Annotated in this window: 22 protein-coding genes and 1 pseudogene; 15 read left to right on the top strand and 8 right to left on the bottom strand. The window is 42.0% G+C overall.

Annotation, left to right across the window (positions count from 1 at the left end; all coding sequences use genetic code 11):
* The first annotated feature begins 46 nt into the window (after positions 1–46).
* From PVK79_RS17345 to PVK79_RS17295, 11 genes are all read left to right on the top strand, one after another.
* Positions 47–2,440: a phosphoketolase family protein gene (locus PVK79_RS17345; RefSeq protein ID WP_257326250.1), complete on the top strand. Its 2,394-nt coding sequence runs from the start codon at positions 47–49 to the stop codon at positions 2,438–2,440.
* Positions 2,437–3,957, top strand: coding sequence for a F0F1 ATP synthase subunit beta (gene atpD, locus PVK79_RS17340; protein ID WP_257326249.1), 1,521 nt, complete (start codon positions 2,437–2,439; stop codon positions 3,955–3,957). Before PVK79_RS17345 ends, atpD begins: the two co-directional genes overlap by 4 nt.
* Positions 3,941–4,336 carry a F0F1 ATP synthase subunit epsilon gene (locus PVK79_RS17335; RefSeq protein ID WP_257326248.1) on the top strand — a complete coding sequence of 132 codons (396 nt, stop codon included), beginning with the start codon at positions 3,941–3,943 and terminating at the stop codon, positions 4,334–4,336. The genes atpD and PVK79_RS17335 overlap by 17 nt, the downstream gene beginning before the upstream one ends.
* 24 nt (positions 4,337–4,360) lie before the next feature.
* Positions 4,361–4,717, top strand: a complete 357-nt coding sequence (locus tag PVK79_RS17330; protein WP_257326247.1) for an AtpZ/AtpI family protein — start codon at positions 4,361–4,363, stop codon at positions 4,715–4,717.
* The gene (locus tag PVK79_RS17325) at positions 4,707–5,075 is read left to right on the top strand and encodes an ATP synthase subunit I (protein ID WP_220493566.1); all 369 of its coding nucleotides are present in this window, start codon (positions 4,707–4,709) and stop codon (positions 5,073–5,075) included. Before PVK79_RS17330 ends, PVK79_RS17325 begins: the two co-directional genes overlap by 11 nt.
* Positions 5,065–5,757: a F0F1 ATP synthase subunit A gene (locus PVK79_RS17320; protein WP_182731039.1), complete on the top strand. Its 693-nt coding sequence runs from the start codon at positions 5,065–5,067 to the stop codon at positions 5,755–5,757. The genes PVK79_RS17325 and PVK79_RS17320 overlap by 11 nt, the downstream gene beginning before the upstream one ends.
* A gap of 78 nt (positions 5,758–5,835) precedes the next feature.
* Positions 5,836–6,117, top strand: coding sequence for a F0F1 ATP synthase subunit C (locus PVK79_RS17315; protein WP_145242870.1), 282 nt, complete (start codon positions 5,836–5,838; stop codon positions 6,115–6,117).
* Positions 6,118–6,120: 3 nt separating this feature from the next.
* Positions 6,121–7,026 (top strand): F0F1 ATP synthase subunit B family protein, encoded by a 906-nt coding sequence (locus PVK79_RS17310; RefSeq protein WP_257326246.1) that lies wholly within the window; start codon positions 6,121–6,123, stop codon positions 7,024–7,026.
* Positions 7,019–8,677: an alternate F1F0 ATPase, F1 subunit alpha gene (locus PVK79_RS17305; protein WP_257326245.1), complete on the top strand. Its 1,659-nt coding sequence runs from the start codon at positions 7,019–7,021 to the stop codon at positions 8,675–8,677. Before PVK79_RS17310 ends, PVK79_RS17305 begins: the two co-directional genes overlap by 8 nt.
* Positions 8,674–9,591 (top strand): F0F1 ATP synthase subunit gamma, encoded by a 918-nt coding sequence (locus tag PVK79_RS17300; protein ID WP_182731042.1) that lies wholly within the window; start codon positions 8,674–8,676, stop codon positions 9,589–9,591. The genes PVK79_RS17305 and PVK79_RS17300 overlap by 4 nt, the downstream gene beginning before the upstream one ends.
* A gap of 421 nt (positions 9,592–10,012) precedes the next feature.
* Positions 10,013–11,638, top strand: coding sequence for a methyl-accepting chemotaxis protein (locus tag PVK79_RS17295; RefSeq protein WP_182731043.1), 1,626 nt, complete (start codon positions 10,013–10,015; stop codon positions 11,636–11,638).
* A gap of 70 nt (positions 11,639–11,708) precedes the next feature.
* On the opposite strand, the gene PVK79_RS17290 is transcribed toward PVK79_RS17295, so the two are convergent.
* The 3 genes from PVK79_RS17290 to PVK79_RS17280 all read right to left on the bottom strand — a co-directional run bounded on the left by PVK79_RS17290 (position 11,709) and on the right by PVK79_RS17280 (position 13,937).
* A complete protein-coding gene (locus tag PVK79_RS17290) occupies positions 11,709–12,116 on the bottom strand; it encodes a type 2 periplasmic-binding domain-containing protein (protein WP_145242880.1) in 408 nt (135 codons plus the stop codon).
* A 10-nt stretch (positions 12,117–12,126) separates the two neighbouring features.
* The gene (locus PVK79_RS17285; RefSeq protein ID WP_257326244.1) at positions 12,127–13,272 is read right to left on the bottom strand and encodes a porin; all 1,146 of its coding nucleotides are present in this window, start codon (positions 13,270–13,272) and stop codon (positions 12,127–12,129) included.
* 296 nt (positions 13,273–13,568) lie between these two features.
* Positions 13,569–13,937, bottom strand: a complete 369-nt coding sequence (locus PVK79_RS17280) for a hypothetical protein (protein ID WP_145242884.1) — start codon at positions 13,935–13,937, stop codon at positions 13,569–13,571.
* Between the two features lie 95 nt (positions 13,938–14,032).
* Between PVK79_RS17280 and PVK79_RS17275 the strand changes: the two genes are divergently transcribed.
* A complete protein-coding gene (locus PVK79_RS17275) occupies positions 14,033–14,569 on the top strand; it encodes a GNAT family N-acetyltransferase (protein ID WP_145242886.1) in 537 nt (178 codons plus the stop codon).
* Positions 14,570–14,661: 92 nt separating this feature from the next.
* Positions 14,662–16,332 carry a gamma-glutamyltransferase gene (gene ggt / locus PVK79_RS17270; protein ID WP_257326243.1) on the top strand — a complete coding sequence of 557 codons (1,671 nt, stop codon included), beginning with the start codon at positions 14,662–14,664 and terminating at the stop codon, positions 16,330–16,332.
* 454 nt (positions 16,333–16,786) lie between these two features.
* Here the strand turns inward: ggt and PVK79_RS17265 are convergent, their stop codons facing one another.
* Positions 16,787–17,245: a hypothetical protein gene (locus tag PVK79_RS17265; protein WP_182820353.1), complete on the bottom strand. Its 459-nt coding sequence runs from the start codon at positions 17,243–17,245 to the stop codon at positions 16,787–16,789.
* Positions 17,246–17,360: 115 nt separating this feature from the next.
* Positions 17,361–17,582, bottom strand: coding sequence for a hypothetical protein (locus tag PVK79_RS17260; RefSeq protein ID WP_257326242.1), 222 nt, complete (start codon positions 17,580–17,582; stop codon positions 17,361–17,363).
* A 408-nt stretch (positions 17,583–17,990) separates the two neighbouring features.
* Between PVK79_RS17260 and PVK79_RS23600 the strand changes: the two genes are divergently transcribed.
* A complete protein-coding gene (locus tag PVK79_RS23600; RefSeq protein ID WP_425607896.1) occupies positions 17,991–18,071 on the top strand; it encodes a hypothetical protein in 81 nt (26 codons plus the stop codon).
* A gap of 306 nt (positions 18,072–18,377) precedes the next feature.
* Here PVK79_RS23600 and PVK79_RS17255 read toward each other — a convergent pair whose 3' ends face one another.
* The gene (locus PVK79_RS17255) at positions 18,378–19,490 is read right to left on the bottom strand and encodes a hypothetical protein (RefSeq protein ID WP_257326241.1); all 1,113 of its coding nucleotides are present in this window, start codon (positions 19,488–19,490) and stop codon (positions 18,378–18,380) included.
* A 167-nt stretch (positions 19,491–19,657) separates the two neighbouring features.
* Here PVK79_RS17255 and PVK79_RS17250 point away from each other — a divergent pair.
* A pseudogene (locus PVK79_RS17250) lies at positions 19,658–20,885 on the top strand (IS110 family RNA-guided transposase).
* A gap of 11 nt (positions 20,886–20,896) precedes the next feature.
* Here PVK79_RS17250 and istB read toward each other — a convergent pair.
* On the bottom strand, positions 20,897–21,670 hold the full coding sequence (gene istB / locus PVK79_RS17245) for an IS21-like element helper ATPase IstB (protein WP_182762799.1): 774 nt from the start codon (positions 21,668–21,670) through the stop codon (positions 20,897–20,899).
* Positions 21,667–22,701 carry an IS21 family transposase gene (gene istA, locus PVK79_RS17240; RefSeq protein ID WP_182762801.1) on the bottom strand — a complete coding sequence of 345 codons (1,035 nt, stop codon included), beginning with the start codon at positions 22,699–22,701 and terminating at the stop codon, positions 21,667–21,669. Before istA ends, istB begins: the two co-directional genes overlap by 4 nt.
* Positions 22,702–22,894 lie beyond the last annotated feature (193 nt).

Genomic DNA, 22,894 nt, shown 5'->3' with positions numbered 1-22,894 from the left:
TTATGTCTTTATGAGCGTAGCACAAACGCTCTTTGGAGCAGCTAAGATGCAAGCCAAGGATAATAGTAGAACACTGACATCTGAACAATTATATCTGATTGATGCTTATTGGCGAGCGACTAATTATTTGTCGGTTGGTCAAATTTATTTGTCCAACAACCCTTTGTTAAAACGTCCTTTAGAACTCAGTGATATAAAAGTTATGTTACTTGGACACTGGGGGACAACTCCAGGTCAGAACTTTATTTATGTGCACTTGAATCGAGTGATCAAACAACACGATTTAAATATGATTTATGTTTCAGGTCCTGGTCACGGCGGACCTGCTGTGGTTGCGAATACTTACCTTGAAGGAAGCTACAGCGAAATCTACCCAGACATCAGTCAAGATGAAGCAGGATTACAAAAGCTGTTTTTACAGTTTTCTTTTCCAGGGGGGATCCCTAGCCATGCGTCACCCCAATGCCCTGGCTCGATCCACGAAGGTGGTGAGTTGGGTTATTCCCTAAGCCATGCTTTTGGGGCAGCGTTTGATAATCCCGATTTAATTGTTGCTTGTGTGGTTGGTGATGGTGAAGCTGAAACGGGGCCGCTTGCAACTGCTTGGCATAGTAATAAGTTTCTCAGCCCTGCCACTGACGGCGCTGTATTGCCAATACTGCATCTCAATGGTTATAAAATTGCTAATCCAACAATTCTTGCCCGTATTCCTAAAGACGAATTAACGCAGTTAATGCGTGGTTATGGTTGGACGCCTATTTTTGTTGAGGGTGATGAGCCAACTCTGATGCACCAAGCGATGGCGGCAGCCCTTGATAAAGCCGTGCAGCTTATTAAAAAATTCCAACAAAATGCGCGTGAAAATGGTGACTTAAATCGTCCAGCGTGGCCGATGATCATACTTAATTCGCCAAAGGGCTGGACCGGTCCTAAAGAAGTCGATGGATATAAAATTGAAGGAACCTTCCGCGCTCATCAAGTGCCAATTTCAGCACCGGTGAATCATCCCGGACATTTGGCGTTATTAAGTGACTGGTTAAGTAGTTACCGACCCCAAGAACTGTTTGACGAACGTGGTTGTTTGTTACCAGAGATAGCCGCGTTGGCGCCAACAGGTGAACGCCGTATGGGGGCAAATCCTCATGCTAATGGCGGTTTATTACTACAAGATTTAAAAATGCCCGATTACCGAGATTACGCCTGCGAGGTGACAACGCCTGGTGTACGCGGTGTGGGTGATACCCGAGTGCTTGCGCCATTTCTGCGTGACGTCACTAAGTTAAATGACAAAGAGCAAAACTTTCGGGTGTTTGGTCCCGATGAAACTATTTCCAACGGTTTGGCTGCCTTGTTTGAAACCACCCGTCGACAATGGGATGTGACCACGTATGCGAATGATGAATATTTAGCACCGAGCGGCCGAGTGGTCGAAATGCTCAGTGAACACCAATGTGAAGGCTGGCTTGAGGGTTACTTGCTGACTGGCCGTCACGGGTTGTTTAACTGTTACGAAGCGTTTATTCATATTATTGATTCTATGTTTAATCAACATGCAAAATGGTTAAAAGTATCATCGGCATTGTCGTGGCGGCCTAAAATTGCCTCGCTTAATTATTTATTGGCATCTCATGTTTGGCGTCAGGATCATAATGGTTTTACCCATCAAGATCCGGGTTTTATTGATGTTGTAGTCAATAAAAAGGCGGAGATTGTTCGCGTTTACTTACCACCCGATGCGAATTGTTTATTGTCGGTGATGGATCATTGTTTACGCAGCCGTCATTACGTCAATGTGGTGATTGCAGGCAAACACCCAGCTCCGCAATGGTTAACAATGGAAGAAGCTGAAAAACATTGCGCACAAGGAATTGGTATTTGGCATTGGGCTGGCAATCTTAGTGACGATGCCATTGAGCAAACGCCTGATGTGGTTATGGCTTGTTGTGGTGACGTGCCTACACTCGAAACATTGGCGGCAGTATCAATTTTGCGTGAATATTTGCCAACGCTTAAAGTGAGGGTGGTTAATGTGGTTGATTTAATGCGTTTACAGCCAGAAACCGAACATCCGCATGGATTAAATTGCCAAGATTTTGATGCGTTGTTTACCACCGACAAGCCAGTAATATTTGCTTTTCATGCTTACCCATCACTTATCCATCAACTTACTTATCGTCGCACTAATCATCACAATATCCATGTTCGCGGCTATAAGGAAGAAGGCACAATTACGACCGCCTTTGATATGACGGTATTAAATGAAATTGACCGTTTTCACTTGGTTATTGATGCACTCGAACGATTACCGCAAACCGGCGCTAAAGGCATCGAGCTTAAGCAGTTATTACATGAAAAGTTAATTGCGCATAAAAAATATATCAACAAAAATGGCCTTGATATGCCAGAAATTCGTGATTGGCACTGGACTTCATCAGTATGACCACATCTGTCCTGCAACCCGCTGATAATAAGTTAAATGTTGGCAGCATAATAGCAATACGTGGCAGTGTCATTGACGTCTGTTTTGCGACAAAGTTGCCGCGTATTCATTCAATACTGACCGTAGATCTGAGTGATATCGCGCTAGGTGATACAGAGCAAGTCGTTATTGAAGTGTTAGAGCAACGCAATGCCAAGCAGGTACGGTGTATAGCTTTAACACCAACGCAAGGGCTCGCCCGCGGAATGCAAGTTAAAGACAGTGGTAACCCTTTGTTAGCACCGGTTGGCAGCGGTATTTTATCGCGGATGTTTGATGTGTTTGGTAAACCGATAGACCGTCAAGGCAGTTTGACAGATATTAAATGGCGCTCGGTTCATCGAGCACCACCAACACTTAGTGAGCGCTCTACACAGTCGCAAATTTTCACAACCGGTATCAAAGTAATTGATGTACTCGTGCCGCTAGAAAAAGGCGGCAAAGCAGGGTTATTTGGCGGTGCAGGGGTCGGTAAAACAGTTTTGCTCACTGAAATGATCCATAACATGGTAGGCAAGCATAAAGGGGTGAGCATTTTTTGCGGTATAGGTGAGCGCTGTCGAGAAGGTGAAGAGCTTTATCGGGAAATGAAAGCGGCAGGTGTATTGCCTAATATGGTGATGGTGTTTGGTCAAATGAATGAACCACCAGGGAGTCGTTTTCGGGTTGGTCAAGCGGCATTAACCATGGCTGAGTATTTTCGCGATGATGAACACCGTGATGTATTGTTATTGATTGATAATATTTTTCGGTTTATTCAGGCAGGCTCTGAAGTATCTGGTTTGATGGGACAAATGCCGTCACGACTCGGTTATCAACCGACGATGGGCACCGAGTTGGCCAGCTTAGAAGAACGTATTGCGAATACCAATAATGGGGCTATTACCTCTATTCAAGCTGTGTATGTGCCTGCTGATGATTTTACTGATCCGGCTGCGGTACATACGTTTTCTCACCTATCTGCGTCCATTGTATTGTCGCGACAACGCGCCAGTGAAGGACTATTTCCTGCTATTGATCCCCTACAGTCAAACTCCAAAATGGCCAGTCCAGGTATTGTTGGTGAACGGCATTATCAACTGGCGCAAAAAGTGCGCAGCACTTTGGCTCAGTATGCTGAGCTTAAAGATATTATTGCGATGCTTGGCTTAGAGCAACTGTCGCCGGAAGATCGTTCCGTCGTTGGGCGTGCGCGTCGGCTGGAACGTTTTCTTACTCAGCCATTTTTTACCACCGAACAGTTTACTAATCATAAAGGTAAACTTGTTAGTCTTGATGAGTCGTTAGATGGCTGCGAGCGTATCCTCAACGATGAATTTAAAGATTATCCTGAAAGTGCGCTTTATATGATAGGCAATATCGATGAAGCAAAACTAAAGAGCAGACCAAATAAACAGGCATCAAGTGCCACTGACACCGCAAGTACAGTGAAAAATGCCGCCAAAGCAGCGGGAGCAGACAATGAACATGCACCTTAAACTGCTTTTACCCTCACAGGTCTTTATTGATAAAACCGATATTAGCAACATTATTGTCGAAACGAGCAATGGGTCGTACGGCTTATTACCGCATCGGCTTGACTGTGTGGCGGTGCTTACGCCGGGCATTCTGACTTTCTCAATCATCGCCGAGGGCGAAATATTCGTAGCCGTAGATGAAGGAGTGTTGGTGAAAACAGGACTCGATGTTTTGGTGTCTGTGCGTAATGCCCTAGTTGATAGCGATTTAACTAAGTTACGCGCCGCTGTAGAGCAAGACTTTCTCGCAATCAATGAGCAAGCCCTGCAAGTGCGTGCAGTAATGGCAAAATTGGAAAGCGGTTTTCTGCATAAGTTTGTTAGCTTTAAACAACAGTAAAGCGCCCTCAGCAAGGCAAATAATATGAATGAGCGTAAGTTGAAAACAGCTACTAAAGCAAAGCCGACATTAGCGACAAAAGTCGGCATTAAAGCCACGCGCAAGTTAAAAGCGCGCAGTCATTCGCAGCAACGAGTGTGGTTTGGCTTAGGAATGATGGGGTTAATTGGCTGGTCAGTCGCGATACCTACCTTAGTGGGAGCAAGTATCGGAGTCTATGTTGATGGTCATTATCCCAGTGAAAGATCTTGGACACTAGCCTTGTTAGTCGCAGGTTTGGCACTTGGTTGTTTTAATGCATGGCATTGGATAGAGAAAGAAGATCTGGCAATAGGTGAAGAGCACAAAGCCACCGCAGAGAAGGAACATAATGATGAGTGATACAGTGAACTTAATGCTGATCTGGTGCTTAGGTTTAGCATTGGGTGGTTTTTTTTTCGTAGGTCTTTGGTGGACGGTACAAAAAAGTATTCGTTCAGCGCATCCGGCGTGGTGGTTATTAAGCAGTTTGCTGGTGCGTATGACAGTAACTATCGCAGGCTTTTACTTAGTTGTAAGTCATGAAATGGCTAATGCGTCATTGCTACGTTTACTGATCTGTTTGTTTGGATTTATTTGCGCACGACTTATCACAGCCCGCGTGGTTGCGAAAATGACAGCTAGATTGGATACACCAGTACAGCAAGTAGCCGTTATTGAGCAGCTTAATCCACATGAAGGATCGCAACATGCACCTTAGTCCCGATGTAGTGATTTATTGGCAGCTTGGCTTTGTGAAAATTAATGCAACCATTGCTTTTACATGGGCACTGATGCTGCTGTTGACCCTTGGCTCTATGCTGATCACTCGAAATATATCAACTAACTTGCAACGTTCGCGCTGGCAAAATTTTTTAGAAATTATAGTCACGGGGATTGAAACGCAAATAGAAGAAGTTGGTTTGCAACAGGCGAAAAAATACCTCTATTTTCTTGGTACCTTATTTTTATTTTTGGTTAGTGCAAGTATCTTCACTATTGTTCCCGGCTATGAGCCGCCCACAGCGTCACTCTCAACGACAGCGGCACTGGCACTTAGTGTATTTATCGCGGTGCCAATGTTTGGCATTGCACAGCAGGGCGTTGTTAACTATCTCAAATCTTATATGGCGCCGACTATGATTATGTTGCCATTTAATATCATTAGTGAATTGTCACGCACATTGGCATTGGCTGTGCGCTTGTTTGGCAACATGATGAGTGGTGCGATGATTATTGGTATTTTGTTGACCATCACCCCTTTTATTTTCCCTATCGTGATGACGGCACTAGGGCTACTAACTGGCATAGTGCAAGCCTATATTTTTACTATTCTTGCAGCCGTCTATATTGCGGCCGCAACACAAACTCGCCAACCGGATAACAGATCAGACAGCAAGTGAATGCCACAATAATGAACATCAATTAATCTTAACATTACATTTTTGCTTACTTTAACAATGAAAGATTTTGGAGATCACATGGACAGTATGACAATGATTGCAATCGCCTCGATAATTATTTCGGGCATCACTACCAGTATTGGGTGTATAGGTCCGGCTCTTGGCGAAGGACGTGCAGTCGCTGCTGCACTGAGTGCCTTAGCTCAACAGCCTGATGCTTCAACGACCATCACGCGCACCTTGTTTGTTGGTCTGGCGATGGTTGAATCCACAGCGATTTATTGTTTTGTGGTATCGATGATCTTACTTTTTGCAAACCCGTTTTGGAATTATGCCATCGCGCAAGCCACAGGATTGTAAGCCATGTTAATTGACTGGTTCACTGTAGCAGCACAGGCTGTTAATTTTTTGATCTTGGTATGGTTGTTAAAACGTTATCTTTACCAACCTATTTTGCATGCTATTGACGACCGTGAGCAACGCATTGCCGATGAGCTCGATGCTGCTGCGGCAAAACAGCAACAGGCCAGCGCTGAGCGAGCTATATTTGAAGATAAAAATAACCAATTTGCTCAAGAGCGTGACACGTTATTACAGCAAGCAAAAGATGATGCTGATGCAAAACGACAGCAGTTACTGGCTCAGGCAGAACAAGACGTTGCTGCATTACATGATAAACATCAAGCAATAATCGCCGCAGATGCTGAACATCTGACCAATATACTGAGGCGTAAAACCAGCGATGAAGTATTTGCTATCACCCGCAAAACCTTACACGACCTTGCAAGCGCAAGTTTAGAGCAGCAAGTCACTCAGGTATTTATAGCGCAATTAAGTGAGTTGCAGCCAGCGGCAAAAGCGACGCTAGTAAAAGCACTCAAAGCCAGCAAAAAACCGGCATTATTAACGAGTGCATTTGAGTTGCCTGATACAGAGCGCGCTGCTATTGATAAAGCGATTAAAGCAACATTTGGCGCTGACATTGACTTAGAGTTTGCCACCTCAGCAGAGCTTATTAGTGGTATTGAATTGAGTACTAATGGCCAAAAATTAGGCTGGAATATTGCTGACTACCTGCAGTCGCTTGAACAAGACGTTGTGGCGCTGCTAAAACAAAATGGCAAAGCTGTTGAGCAGGGAGCAGCTGACAACAAAACCAAGCGCAGTAGTGATAATAAACCAAACGATGAGCTGCCTGAACAAGAGCAAGATAAAGGCAAAGTACTTACTAGCAAACCCATTACTAACATTGAAAACCACCATGAGTGATGCAACTAATACAACTAATACAACTAATACTACTAATACAACTAATAGCAGCCAATCTTCGGCTTTAATTCGCCAAGCAACAACAGCTTATCATAGCGAAACACTCGATAATATTTTCGACAACTCATTCGCTCTAATCGAAAAAGCTCGTAAGGCATTTTCGCCTCAAATGAAATCGTATGAGGTGGGTATAATTACCAATATTGCAACCGGTATTGCCAAAGTATCAGGATTACCCAGTGCCGGTTTTGAAGAGATGTTGATCTTTGCTGGCAATGTGCGAGGTATCGTGTTCAATGTCGATATAGATGAGTTAGGCGTGGTATTACTTGGCGATTACGCACATTTACAAGCTGGTGATGAGGTTCGACGCAGCGGTCATGTTATGGATATCGCTGTGGGTAATGAGTTATTGGGGCGCGTTATTAATCCTCTTGGTCAGGTGCTAGATGATGGGTTACCTATTCAAGCCACGCAGCATTTACCAATCGAACGCACGGCAACGGCGATAATGGATCGCGCTGCGGTGACAGTGCCGTTACAAACGGGATTGATTGTTATTGATGCCTTGATCCCAATAGGACGAGGGCAACGGGAGCTTATTCTGGGTGATCGACAGACCGGAAAAACCGCGATTGCCATCGACACTATTCTCAATCAACACGATAAAAATGTGATCTGTGTTTATTGCGCGATAGGGCAACGGGCTTCGAGTGTGGCAAAGGCTGTGGCGACTTTACGTGAACAAGGCGCAATGGCTTATACTGTGGTGGTGGTTACCGAAGGCAATGAACCGGCGGGCTTACAGTACATTGCCCCGTATGCAGCGATGAGTATCGCGGAATATTATATGCAACAGGGGCAAGATGTACTGATTGTTTTTGATGATTTAACCAAACATGCGCGCGCATACCGTGAACTGTCGTTGCTGCTTCGTCGTCCACCTGGGCGTGAAGCATTTCCTGGCGACATTTTTTATATTCACTCACGTTTACTTGAGCGCGCCACTCAATTAAATAAAGCACTTGGCGGTGGCTCACTTACTGCACTGCCTATCATTGAAACAGAAGCACAAAATATCTCAGCTTACATACCCACCAACTTAATTTCGATCACCGATGGGCAAATATATTTATCTCCATCGTTATTTGAATTGGGTGTTTTACCCGCTGTTGATGTTGGTAAATCTGTTTCGCGTGTTGGCGGCAAAGCTCAACTGGCAGCGTTTCGGGCTGTAGCGGGCGACCTAAAATTGACTTATGCACAATTTGAAGAGCTAGAAACATTTGCTCGCTTTGGTGCGCGTTTAGATCAAGATACCGCAAAATCAATTGAACATGGCCGCCGTATTCGCGCCAGTTTACGCCAGCCAGAATCATCTCCGCTTCCAGTCGCTGAACAAATCATATTATTACTTGCTTTGACTTCGGGCCTATTTGATACCATTGCATTAGCAAAAATGAGCGCAGCAAAAAATGCTTTACGAGGTATTATCAATCGTTTGCCTGCTGAATTATCAACGCGATTAGCAACCTCAGGATCATTAAGTGACGAGGATCATCAAAATATCATTGCTCTATCAAAACAAGCGCTGGCGAGTATTGAAGATAGTAATGCGCCATTGCTGGCTGACGGCTCTGAACAACCATGAGTAATACCGCTGCTAATTTGCGTCATAAAATCGACAGTGCCAGCGATTTAAAAGGAGTTGTGCGGACGATGAAGGCGCTTGCCGCATCGAGTATTAGTCAATACGAAAAATCGGTCAGCTCATTAACTGATTACTATCGAACGGTAGAATTAGGATTAAGCGCTACGATACAGGCGGTTGATGTTAATTTACCTGCGGTGGGTGCAATATCGAATACAGATAAGCAGGGCGATAATATAGTCAGTGCTATTGTGTTTGGCTCCGATCAAGGTTTAGTTGGGCAGTTCAATGAAGATATTGCTGACTTTGCAATTAAAGCACTGGCCGATTTAGGCGCGCAATCTCAGACCACACAACTGCAAGTGTGGGCGGTGGGTGAGCGAGTCTACTCACGACTCGCCGATGCCGGTTTATCTATGGAAAAAAGTTTTACGGTGCCCACTAGCATAAATGAGATCACCGCGTTGGTTGGGCAAATTCAAATTGATAGCGAAACACACCTTGCTAATGCAAGCGCTGCCCGTGTTTATGTATTTTATAATCAGATGCAATCGGGCGCTCAGTATCAGCCAATATCACAACGATTACTGCCGCTTGATCAAAAATGGCAACGAGAGTTAGCACAAATCCCTTGGCCGACAAAACGATTACCCGAAATTTTAGGTAGTAATGATATGACACTACGGGCATTGATCCGCGAATACATATTTATTTCGCTTTATCGCGCCTGTGCTGAGTCGTTGGCCAGTGAAAATGCTAGCCGGCTTGCGGCGATGCAGCGTGCAGAAAAAAACATAGAAGAATTATTAGACAATCTCGGTAAAGAGTTTCATGTGCTAAGGCAAAGCTCTATTGATGCAGAGCTAAGCGATGTACTGGCAGGTTATGAATTACTTAACTTGAATGCTGATTAAATAATCTATTAAGCCTTGTAACTCAAAATGAAGTTAGAACTAAGATATTTGCGTATTTCGCATCTTAATTTGTTGAGTTATTGAGTAACACGTTTTTTATAGTCAAGGTGATGTAATATTTGTTGATATTTCCAACATAGTGTAGCCATATTTCAGCTCTTTTAACGATAAGTTCTGCTATATTGAAATAAAGAGAGTATATATTGTTAATATTAGTTAGTTATTGTGTGCTCAAATAATAACCTTGCAAGCACAAAAACAACAGATTGCTCTAGTTATCTAGTTTTTATCGGGCGATTGATATATTTTTTGTGCCTTTTGTGAACTTTTATGGCAATAAAGCTAGATAAATTAAAAATATAGTTAACACTTATAACTAATAGGCCGATAATACACATAGTTAAATAATAAGGTAGATCGCATGGCTTCAAGTTTGTCTTTTCAGGACCTAAGCATAAGTAAAAAAATTCACGCTATCACGAGTATTGCTGTTATCGCTTTTGTGGTTATTGTATTAATCAATTATATTTCGATGGTGGACAATCGGGGCTCATTAGACGAACTTGAAAAAACATCTTATCAAGTGGTAAAACTAACATCAGCGAACGTCGGGTTACTTGAAAAATTAGATGAGCTTTATACACAAGCAGTTACATTTGGCGAACAAGATATTGTTGATAAAGCAAAAGAGACGCTGACAGCATTAACTGAGAACCTTGACGCAATAAATAATATTAATAGTACCTACATTGATAGGCAAACACGCACACAGTTAACCGAATACGCTGCTATATCAACAAAAATTGCTAACGATATGATCAGTGGAACTGCTGATTTTAGTAAAATCCAGCAGCAAGCACAATCTAAAACCAATATGTATAACTCGGTGTTGCAAAGTCTTAAAGCTGCTCAGCAACGTGCTGATGCGCGCTTTTTTGAGTTGGTAAAAAATACCAAGTCACGCTCTGATCATGCATTAACGTTAATGCTGGTTGTGTCATCTGTTTCATTGTTATTACTATTATTTATGGCTATTTGGATTGCTCGTGGAATTGCTGCCGCCGCCAGTGATGCGGCTGGCAATTTACGCTTATTAGGTGAGGGGAAAGGCTCTCTTAGCACGCAGCTTACAGTTCGTAGTGAAGATGAAATCGGCCAAGTTGCAATTAACTTCAATACATTTATAGCCTTGTTAAGAGAGTCGGTACTCGAAGTAATGGCGGTGTGTGAACCCTTGATGGAAAACTCAACGCGCTTAGTGCAAGGCATGGAACAAGCAGAAAATGCGACCAGCAAGCAAACCGCAGATGCTGAAATAGTTAAACAGTCGATGGAAGAAATGAAGCAAAGTGTAGGAGACATTTCACATTCGGCAGCAAGTGCCTCACGTGCAGCGCAAACGGCTGAGCAAGAAGTGGAACAAAGCCGTTCACAGATCCGAACATCGGTCACTGAATCTCAGACGTTAAGCGCTGAAATTAATCGTGCCGCTTCGACGATTAACAAGCTAGCGGATGATACAAAAAATGTAACTCAGATACTTAATGTGATCACTTCGATTGCAGAGCAAACCAACTTGTTAGCACTTAATGCTGCTATAGAAGCTGCGCGAGCGGGTGAACAAGGACGTGGTTTCGCTGTGGTTGCTGATGAAGTCAGAGAGTTGGCATCGCGTACGGCTAAATCAACCAATGAAATTCGTGAATTATTAAACACCTTAACCAGTGCTGCAAACGAGTCGGTTAGCGCTATGACATCGGCGCGTGATATGGCCAGTAATAATGCAACAGCGGCAGAAAATACAGGTATTTCAATTGAAAAAATTGCAGAGCAAATGCTTGAAATTAATGGTATGAACTCACAAATTGCAGCAGCCACTGAAGAGCAAACATCAGTTGCGGCAATGGTGGTCGAAAATGTATCTAATATGCATACATCATTCGAAGATACTATGGCTTCGCTTACTGCAGTTCGTGATGTGGCGAAGAACTTACATTACTTGTCTGATAATCTATTGGATGCGACGGCTAAATTTAAAGTCGAATAACCTTGTAGTTATAATAAAAAACGCCTTGTGGTTAGATACCACAAGGCGTTTTTTATTTAAGTTATAACAGCTAGAAAGTTGCGATTACTTTCACTGCATCACTGACTTTACTGCTATCAATATAGCCAATAGCATCGGCATTACTCGAAACAAAGTCGATCACCGCTTGGTCATTATCTAGTTTTTCTGGCGGTGTACCTTTACCAGTAAAAACCAATTTTGACCAATAGGCATTAAGTTGGCTACTTGATTTACCAACCACTTTGTCATTGAACTCATCAGCAATACTGTTGCCGTTTTGATTTACTGGATTTACTTTCACACCATCCGCGAATGACTTGCTTTTGCCAAGGTAGATTTTTTTGATTTCATCTTGGTCTATCGCGTTGGCATTACCTGTATTTACGATCACAGTAACGCCTGCAAACGCACTAAATGAACAGGCAGACATAAGACCCGCTAAAATTAGTTTTTTCATAACCATCCCCTTAAAAAACCAAATCAACAGCAACGGCAATAACATCCGTTTCAGTATCTGAGATATCATCATTAAAACGGCTAAAATCAACTTTTAGTGCCGCAGATGGGTGAAAGTCGTAACGAGTTCCGATAGTGTATACATTACTTTGTGCACGAACACCATCGAGTGCCTGATTAATCCCATTATTGAGAGGAGGCACTTGGGTTAATTGATCAAAGCGAGATTTGTCATGTTTGTCGTCATTATCTTCATAGGTAAAATGAACGATCCACTCATCCATACGATAACCAATCGACGCATAATATTGTGATTGTTTTGCTAAGATACTTTTTTCAACTTCAAACTGTGTATATTCGGCATCAAATAATATGTTGTTATAGTCAATCGAAAAACCCACACCAATAAATGTACCGTCATCTTCATTTATAGCAATATCATCAGCTTGAGTTATTAGGCCGTTGTCGCGCAGTAATTGTTCAAGGCCATTAATAGCTTGTCCGCCAGCTTCACCATTGCTTAAATCAATAGAGGTTTCAGCGACTAAGTAAGCAGCGCGAACACTAAACCAATCATACGATAGAGTCCAGTTAACCCCTGCGATGTCGTTTAGTTTGGCTTCATCATTGTTTGTAACTGCTGCAATGTCACCATCAAAGCCACCATAAATGACTTGTAAGGTTGAATCCCAATCTCCTATTTGTGAAGTGTGCAGTAGGCTCAAGCCTTCATAGGTAGAAAATGGAATACTATAAACAGACTGCGGTGGTCTTACCCAGCGATAAGCATAGCCAACATCTAAGAAGTCAGAGTAGCGATAAAAAGGCACACGCATTTTACCCGCACTGAGTTGCAGCTCATCGGTAAATTCGTATGTTAAATAAGCCCATTCAAATTCGGCATCAAAGCTATTGTTACCACGGGCTACAATTTGTGCAGTTGCACTGAGCTTATCTTGTAAATCAGCCGATAATTGTAAAGCAAAAACGCTTTCATTTTTAAATGAAATGTCGTTGTCGTACCCGTATCGAGTTGTATTATCATCCAATGTTTTGCCACCAACAATAGAGGCAAAACCATTAATACGCACTTCTGCAAATGAGCTCGCAGGTGCGCATACAGCACATAAAGCAATTGCGAGAGGAAGTTTTTTCATTGTGTATCCTAAGTTTTTAGTATGTTGATTTCAGCTAGAGTATAGGAGTAAATATGTGAATTATCGACAGTTTAACAGTATCATTTTGATTTTATATATGTATTTTTTAAAATGAGGTAAGTGTGGTAGGTAACTTGAAAACAACCCGTACGATCAGCCGAGCTGATCTAATTATATTGCGAATGTAGGCTGCCCTAATAGCAGCCTAATCAGATAAAATAGGTGTTAACATCAACTCTGACGAGAAATTCAGTAATGCAGCGAACTATAAAAATAGCAGTTTAAAGTGCAGGGGGTTAGTTATTACTTTCTTTGTCATGTTCTTCACGTGCGGCTTGTAATTCTTCAACGAGCTGTTGGGCTTTTTGCTTGGTTTTTTCGGTTAACTCGCCTGCTGCTTCTTTACTTTCAAGCCAGGCATCTAAAGCCACCTCTTTGCCATCATCATACATATCAAGGCCAAGTTTTTTACTTTCTTGCAGTAGCTCATCAAGTGATTCACCTTTAAATTGATTGCTGGTTTCTTTTACTTCATCCCATGCATCATTAAGTGCTTTTTTAACCTCAGCTTTTGCTTCAGCCGCTTCTTTTTTTGCTTCGCTGGCGTCTTCGCAACCGGTTAGTGCTACACAGCCTAATAAAACTAAACTTGCTAATTTGTTCATATTTGTTCCTTTGTATAATAATGATGTCCCGAGGAATATTTCCTCTGGTACAGTATTGATGGCAATCTTAAAACAAGCAATATACAGGCTAGAAAATGAATATACCTCGAACAGCACGACTTAATTTTAAATTAATGGATGAAAATGACAGTGCGCTACTGTTTGAACTCGATAACGACCCACAGGTTATGGAGTACCTTACTCGTGGCAAGACGACGACCATGAGCACCATCAAAGACGTTTTTATTCCGCGCATGCAAGCCTACCGCAATCCACAACAGGGCTGGGGGCTTTGGCAAGTTAACCTTAATGATAATGACAGCTTTATTGGTTGGATATTAATTCGGCCAATGGGGTTTTTTACTGCAGAGCCGGATTTTAGTGATATTGAAATTGGCTGGCGTTTTAAACGCACAAGTTGGGGTAAAGGTTACGCCAGTGAAGCCGCGCAAGCCGTTGCCGATGTGATCACCGCCAATGCTGAGATCAAGGCACTTAGCGCCACTGCACTAAAAGACAATAACGGCTCGATTAAAGTGATGGAAAAGCTGGGTCTGCAGTTTATTGAACACTATACCCATAGCGACGAGTTCGGCGAGTTACCAGCCGTGTTATATCGAAAATTTGTGTAAAGTTGTTCATTGTAGTTTGACCCTTGTTAACTGAATGTGTATTAATGGGGTTAATAAAATAATCAAAAAATAAAGTCAACAAGGAATTAAATATGTTTGCAGGTGTAAAACATTTACTGATTTTTAGTGTCATTGTAATGCAGTTACACATAATGGCATTGGCAGCTAGTGGCAAAACAGCTCAAGCAGCAGTGGCTATGCCCGATAGTTACAGTAGTGACGTAGCAAGAGCCATTTTGGAGCAGGGCGGTAACGCGGTTGATGCAGCCATTGCTGCGCAATTTGTATTAGCCGTTACTTTGCCTGAAGCGGGAAACATTGGCGGTGGTGGTTTTATGCTGATCCAAAAAGACGGGCAAGGCGACTTTATAGATTACCGCGAAACAGCTCCAATTGCCGCTCATCGCGATATGTATTTGGATGACAAAGGTAATGTGGTTGCAAATAAATCGATATACGGCATTCACGCCAGTGGGGTACCCGGTAGTGTGGCGGGTATGTGGCTTGCTCATCAAAAACACGGCACACTTGATTGGAAAACCCTTGTTGAGCCTGCAGTAAAGTTAGCCGAACAGGGTTTTATTGTTCACCCGAAATTAGCCAGCAGTATTGAGCGCTACATTGCCCGCATGGCTAAAAAAGACGTAACAATTAACTTTGCTGATTATTTTGCCAGCGCTAAAGCGAATCAAAACTTTAAGCAACCTGAGCTTGCAGCCACGTTAAAACGTATTCGCGAGCAAGGTAAGGCAGGATTTTATGAAGGAGAAACTGCTAAAATCATTGCCGATTTTATGGCTGAAAATGGCGGGATCATTACGCAAGCGGATTTAAAAGCCTATCAAGCAAAATCACGTACCCCGATGAAAGCCGCTTGGAACGGTTACCAAGTACTCACATCACCACCACCAAGCTCCGGCGGTATTGCAATAATACAATGGTTAAAAATGTACGAGCTGACTAAACCCAAAGCAGGGCTTGAGAACAACTCCACAGCATATATTCATTTATTAGCAGAAATTGGCAAACGCGTATTTGCTGATAGAGCAGAGTACTTAGGTGATCCAGACTTTTTTGACGTGCCAAAGAGCGAATTAATCGCCATGGATTATCTTAAAAAGCGCAGTAGCAGCATCACACTCGATAAAATATCGACGACTGAAAACATTAAACCAGGGTTATATGAAAGCGAACAAACCACGCATTTTTCTATAGTTGATAAATGGGGTAATGCAGTATCGAATACCACCACCATTAATTTAGGTTATGGCAGTGGTGTAGTCGTTGCTGGCGCGGGCTTTTTGCTTAACGATGAAATGGATGACTTTAGTGCCAAACCAGGGGTGATGAATGTATTTGGCGCGCTCGGTGGTAAAGCCAATGAAATCCAGCCGCATAAGCGTATGCTTAGTTCAATGACGCCAACTATCTTACTCAAAGGCAATAAAGTTAAAATGGTTACCGGCTCACCTGGCGGCACCACCATAATAAGCTCGGTGTACGAATCTATTTTAAACGCGGTTGAATTTAATATGAGCGCCGATGAAGTGGTAAATAGCCCGCGTTTTCATCATCAACTTTGGCCTAAAAATGTCATACGTCATCATGCAGGGTTAGATGCAAGCGTTGTTAAAGCACTAGAGAAAATGGGCTACACCTTAGACGAGCGCCATTTTGGTGATATGCATGTGATCATCGAACGTGATGGCAAACTAGATGCCGGCTCAGAAGCGTCAGGGCGCGGTAAGGCGATGGTGTTTTGATTGCAGCTTTAAGCGGTAAGTCATAAGTTGTAAGATTGCTTGGTGATAAATCAAGCGATTGTAGTTGGGGTGAGGGTAACGAAGCCCAATTACAAAAAGGTTTTAGGAGCTAGGTAACTAGGTGTTAGGGGAGTGACTCGTAGGCGCGAGTTTACCTCGCGCAGTACGCAGTTTAATGAAATTGGGTGTAAACGAACGACTCGCCGTAGCATGTGGTATCACCAGCACCAAAAGTAGGCGTTTGGAAGCGAAGACCCTTGTCGAAGCTCAAAAACAAAAGGAATTAACATTGCGCTGAGCAATAACTATTTAGCGTTACAAGGTTTAGTGTCATTGAGAGATATTTGGATCAATATTCATTACGGGAGATGAACCGCCCATTGCACTTTTTGCTAATGAAAAGCGCATGATGGGTGGTGTGAGGGCTTGAGGTTAGAGAACTCCGGCTACCCGATTATATGCTGAACTTTGCAACAGCGTGCTCATATATGGGCCTATATTTATCAAGCACGGGCATAGCATGCACAATAGCTTGAGACTCTGCAGAATCGTGCCAGCCAAAATAATCTTCCGCTATATATAGTTCTTGCCTCTCTTCTTCAGGTAATTCCAAATCAAGATCAAACAAAATACGGGATATTGCTGCATACAAAGACTGCTTGTCTTCTGAATATGCTTTCGCAGCTTCCCCAGCTAAAAATTCATTACTCGGCTCACCGTAGACTTGGTAAGTATTGCTAATAAATCGGATTATTTCGGCGACATCTGATGCCAAGGACAACTTTTCAACAAACGGATCAATTCCGTGGTCAGTATATTGAGCGTACGCCCATGCAATAGCCTGATCATAAGAAATTAAATTCTGTTTGAGAATGTAACTCAGAACATTGTAATCTTCGGCACTAAATTTCATGTTGGTTGCATATAACGCTTTGAATATGTGGATTTTAGGAGCGCTTTGGCCGAAGGCCAGCGAGTAAAATTCCCAGTGAGTTTACGAACGACATTATTCATTTGTTATATGCCGATTACTCTGCAAACTTTACGTTTGCATTTGCTGAATTCAACGCAGATAACAAACCCACAATATTGAATGATGCCTCTATCGGTATCTCTACAATACCATTAGCTAACAACTTATCAGTGATTGCCTTGGACTCTTTGAGATTAAATTGCGTATTTGAGTTTATAGCCTTACTCATAGCGACTTTATTCAATTTTTCAAAGCCTTCGATTAAAATTTTAGGCACCGATCTTCCCTAGGCATATAACGAGGCTGTAGAATAACTCGTTTTTAATTTATTTTTATTGATGCATTAACCATAGCTGAGTTCCTATTTTGATTCAATCGACAACTGACTTTTACGTAAAATATAAAAAGAGGATTTACTGTTGCTTTAATGGGCGTTTTGGAAGTTATGACAGGTGTTTAAGTGGCTTATTTGGAGAGGTAGCAGCTTACCTTTATTAATGCATCGTGTTTTACGCATGCTAGTATTAGCCTTTAAGATAATCCTAATTTACTTCTCTTTCTCTGCTCTTTGTGCAAAAAATCTTTTATTGAATTATTCACAAAGAGGTTCAGAGACGCTGCGCTTTAGAGTCATACAGATGCTGGACCCAAGAAGTATTTACGCGGCTGGGGACACTACTACCTAATAACCAATGCTTATCAGCTAACGGTGGATTTAGATGATTGGATCCGCCGCAGGATAAGAATGTGCTACTGGCGGCAATGACGCTCTTTATAAAAGGAATAGCACGCACTAAAGTACGCAGTTTAATGAAATTGGGTGTTAGCGAACGACTCTCCATAGCCTGTGGTATCACGAGTACAAAAGTAGGCGCTTGGAAGCGAAGGCCCTTGTCGAAGCTCAAAACAAAAGGAATTAACATTGCGCTAGGTAATGACTATTTAGCGTCACAAGGTTTAGTGTCATTGAAAGATATTTGGATCAATATCCATTACGGGAGTGAACCGCCCATTGCGGACCCGCATGATGGGTGGTGTGGGGGCTGGAGGTTAGAGACCTCCGGCTACCCGATTATGCACCGTCACCTATTACCTTAACTTCACCTGTTACTTTAATTGGCGAATCATCATGATCCCAAATATATCTTGAGCGTTTAAATTCACCTTTTCTTTTTAAATAATTTATAAAATCATTGAGCACTGACAACCTTTGTTCATCCACGATTACTAATTCATTATCGATTTGAATAAACCCTTCACTTTTTAACTCTTCAAATAGGCCTTTGGGTTTGTATACGTCATATTTTTCGCCTATTTCAATATCTTCTGATAAGTCTGAAAGTAGTTCTGGGGTGCTCATTATGTAATGTATATCTTTCAATTTCCGAGCATTATTAGACATGTAATAATCAAAGAACATATCATCCTTTTCAGTGATCTTATCACTATCATAATCTTTAAAAGTACGGACTAGTTTTAACTTTCTGATTTTTTCACGACGATCACTTACTTTCTCCTCTACCGTAATAAGTCCAATAATCCCAAAAATAAATATAAGGCCATAAGTAATTAATCTAGTTACATTTGCATAAACTCCTCCCCCGAATGTTTTTTCAACAAAAGTTTGTTCATTTACAGGAGAAAAATCTCGTAATACTTTGATTGCATTGATTGTCGCTATTTTTCCAAAAGCTTCAATCGACGGCTCTTTTCCGACTTCATGTAATACGAGTATTTTTATTTCAAAGAATTCATTAGGTTCAAGTATTACATTTGAAAATGAAACGCTCGTATTACTCTTTTTAGTTGTGATTAACTTTTCTTTTAAATAAGTATTGCTTGCGCTAAGTAGTTTAGGGTCATCTGCTAGCTCACCGTTTATTACAGTAAAACCTACAGGGTAATTAATATCATAAAGATTTGATAGAATAGAAGAATCGCCTTGGTTAATTACTTTAAATGTAATAAACCTTAAATCTTGTTTTCTTTTACTTAAGCTTTCACCTTCATACAACACATCTAAACTGCCAAGTTTTTCTTTTATATCTAGAACACTTGAATCGGCAGTTACCACAAAATTTAGGTCAGGCTTAGTTTCTTTTACAAACCCTAAATAAAGGGAGATCCCTCCAAAAATTAGCGCCATTAAAAAACCTAAGAATGACCATGCAAATTTATTTTCCATGTTCTTAAAACTACTTATAAATGACATTTACTTCCTCTGAGCTCAAATTTAAGGTGCATAGACATAATGACTCCCACACGGTGTTAGCCTCCGCTTTTCGTGGGTTAGCTTAATTCAAAGCCAGAGCCATAATTAGTTTGTCAATTAACTAAACAGCAGAGGCTAACATGAATAAACATAGCATACTTTTTATCGGACTTGATACACATAAAGAATTCAATGAAGTCGCCTATATTGAAGAACATAGAGGTGCACAACCTGTTCACCTTGGTCGAGTTTCGTCTTCCAAAATTGCCGTTCAAAAGCTTGTTCGTCAGTTTGAATCTAAATACCCTGGCGCAACGCTACACTTTGTTTATGAAGCAGGCCCTTGTGGTTATTATTCGTATCGTCCCTGATACTCACTAAAGCCCGCTACGCGGTTCAAATTTATTCCCTATAAATTTGTGGATTTACAGATTAATCACAAGCCTTGGCCATTGCTGTTATGTGGTTGCCCCGTCTCTTATTCCTAAAAAACCAGGCGAGAAGATTAAAACCGATAAACGTGATGCCCTTAAGCTCGCTAAATTACTTAAATCTGAAGATTTAACACCTATCTATGTTCCCGAGCCTGAAGATGAAGCTGTACGTGATTTATCTCGCGCACGCGAAGTAGCCATGAAAGATTTAAAAGATGCTAAATATCAATTAAAAGCACTGCTGCTTCGTAATAATATTAATTACAAAGGCACTGCAAATTGGTCACAAAAACATTTACGTTGGCTCACTGAGCTTGTGCTTCCACACCCAGCACAGCACATCGTCTTATAAGAGTTTTTACAAACAATTACCGAGCGAATAAGCCGACTTGAACGATTAGATAATGAACTTACACATCACGTCCATCAATGGCGTTATTATCCCGTTGTTAAAGCAATACAAGCAATGCGAGGTGTTCGTTTGTTGGTCGCCACCGGTGTTGTTGCTGAGCTTGGCGATTTAACGCGCTTCGATCATCCCCGTAAATTAATGAGTTATCTCGGTCTTGTACCCAGTGAACACTCGAGTGGTGGCAAACGCCATATTGGCGCTATCACAAAATGCGGAAATGGCCGAGCAAGACGCCTCCTTGTTGAAGGCGCGCACACTTATCGCTATGCAGCAAATATATCGACAGATATGCAAAAACGACAAGAAGGTTTATCAAAGGACATTATTGATATTGCGTGGAAAGCACAACTTAGGCTCTGCAAGCGCTATAAAAAAATGATAGCCAAAGGGAAACACTACAACCTGGTTGTCACCGCAATTGCCCGAGAAATGATTGCGTACATATGGGCCATTGCTAAAGAAGTGGTGCTTACGCCAGTGAATGTCAACAACAACCGAAAAGTGATCCACTCCACCATTTGAATAATGATCCACTATTTATTAAGGTTTTCCATTAATCCGGCTTGTTTCTTTTCTTTGATCCTATAACTTTCCCCCTTAATTTGAACAATATGTGAGTGGTGTAAAATTCTATCTAACATCGCTGATGTTAACGCTGTGTCATTCGCAAAAATGCTCCCCCATTGTCCAAATGGGAGGTTACTGGTGAGTATGACCGCTCCTTTTTCATAACGCTTTGCAATGACATCAAACAATAATTTAGATTCCTGAGCACTAAACGGTAAATAGCCTATTTCATCAATTATTAGTAGCCTGGGTGCCAGAACTGAGCGCTGCATCACTTGTTTATACTTATCTTGACGTTGCGCTGTGGTTAATTGCAATATTAAATCAGACGCGCTAATAAAGCGGGTTTTTAAGCCTGCTTGCACTGCCTTGTAACCTAGCGCACTGGCAATATGTGTTTTGCCTACACCTGATGGCCCGAGCAGAACGACGTTTTCTTTTCGTTCAATAAACGAGAGTGTGGCAAGCTCGTTAACTTGTTTTTTGGGCACACCGGTGGCAAACGTAAAGTCAAACTCCTCAAGCGATTTTAATGACGCAAATCCAGCCATACGCGTAAACATAACCTGTTTACGTTGGTGCCGGTACGCCTGCTCACCTTGCAGTACGCGCTCTAAGAACTGTAAATAATCCCATTCCTCTTTTGCTGCTTGCTGCGCTAGCGCTGTTGCATTTGTTTCAACACCGGCGAGTTGCAGCTCCTCCGTTAGTTCATGTAAGCGTGCGAGTTGCAAGTTCATAGTGCCTCCGAGAATTGCGCGTAAATGTTTAAGTCATGATGTAACGGGTGAGTCTCGAAGGACATATCAAATACAGGTATAGCCACTTCTGCCGGCTGTGGTGGTGCAACAGGTTGGAGCGGGGGTAAAGGTTGTAGGTACGCTTGCTCTTCTTTTAATCTATCTGCGGGCTTTACTTTTATTGTGTCGTGAATGCGCTGGTTAGCCACTGTGTTCAACCAGTTAATGACTTCAACATTGGCTGTTTCAACGTCCAAAGTAAGTTCAAGGGCAAATAATTTAGTGGCTAATGGCTGATAAAAGTTATCGCGCACATAGCGCACCATTCGCTCTACTTTCCCTTTTGTTTGTGGGCGGTAGGGTTTACAGAGCTTTGGAATGAACCCCATTTCTTTACTAAATTGATAAAAGCATTGATTAAAGCGATGTTTGCCTTCACCGTAAGCATCACGCTCTATTACCACTGTTTTCATATTGTCATACCACACTTGCTGTGGAATGCCTTGGAAATACTCAAAGGCTTGGCGATGACACGCTTCGAGTGTTTCATAGCGCATGTTATCAGTGATTGCGACAAACAATGCACGGCTGAAGCCTAAAACAGCGACAAAGGCGTGCAGTGGTGATTTCCCACCTCGCATTTGGCCCCAATCAACTTGCATTTGTTTGCCCGCTTCTGTTTCAAAGCGAATAATGGGTTGGGGTTCAACGCTACCTCGATATTGATACAAGTACTGGCGTAGTAACGATATTTCTCCGGTATAGCCTTGCTCTTTAATTTCTCTGAGTAAAACAACGGCTGATAAATGTATTGGAGCGGCTTTAGCTAATCGAGAATGTAAATACGGTTTAAATGCCTCTAATTTTGAAATACCCGTTTTACGAGTAGCATAATGCGGCTCGTCAAAGTCACCTTGAAGGTATTTTTTAACGGTGTTGCGCGATATGCCCAATTGTTTAGCGATGGCTCGTTGAGACATGCCTTGCATGGCTAAGACTTTTATTTTCATGAACTCTTCTTTTGAAATCATGGTGCTTATCCAAAAGCACCAGTGTTAAGTTAACTGGATCAGATTTCAATTGTTGAAGTGGATCATTTTTGCATTGCTGGTAACAGTGAATACAAAACTTAGATTGGCAAGAGTACCCGCATGATAAACGAATTAGAGTTAATGCATGGGATCAAGCATCGGGTGTGGCACAACCACCGACGGCGTTGCCTAC

The sequence above is a fragment of the Pseudoalteromonas rhizosphaerae genome (assembly GCF_028885455.1).
Taxonomy (GTDB): domain Bacteria; phylum Pseudomonadota; class Gammaproteobacteria; order Enterobacterales; family Alteromonadaceae; genus Pseudoalteromonas; species Pseudoalteromonas rhizosphaerae.
Note: the sequence above shows the minus strand (reverse complement) of the source record. Positions and strands in the feature narration are given on the sequence as shown.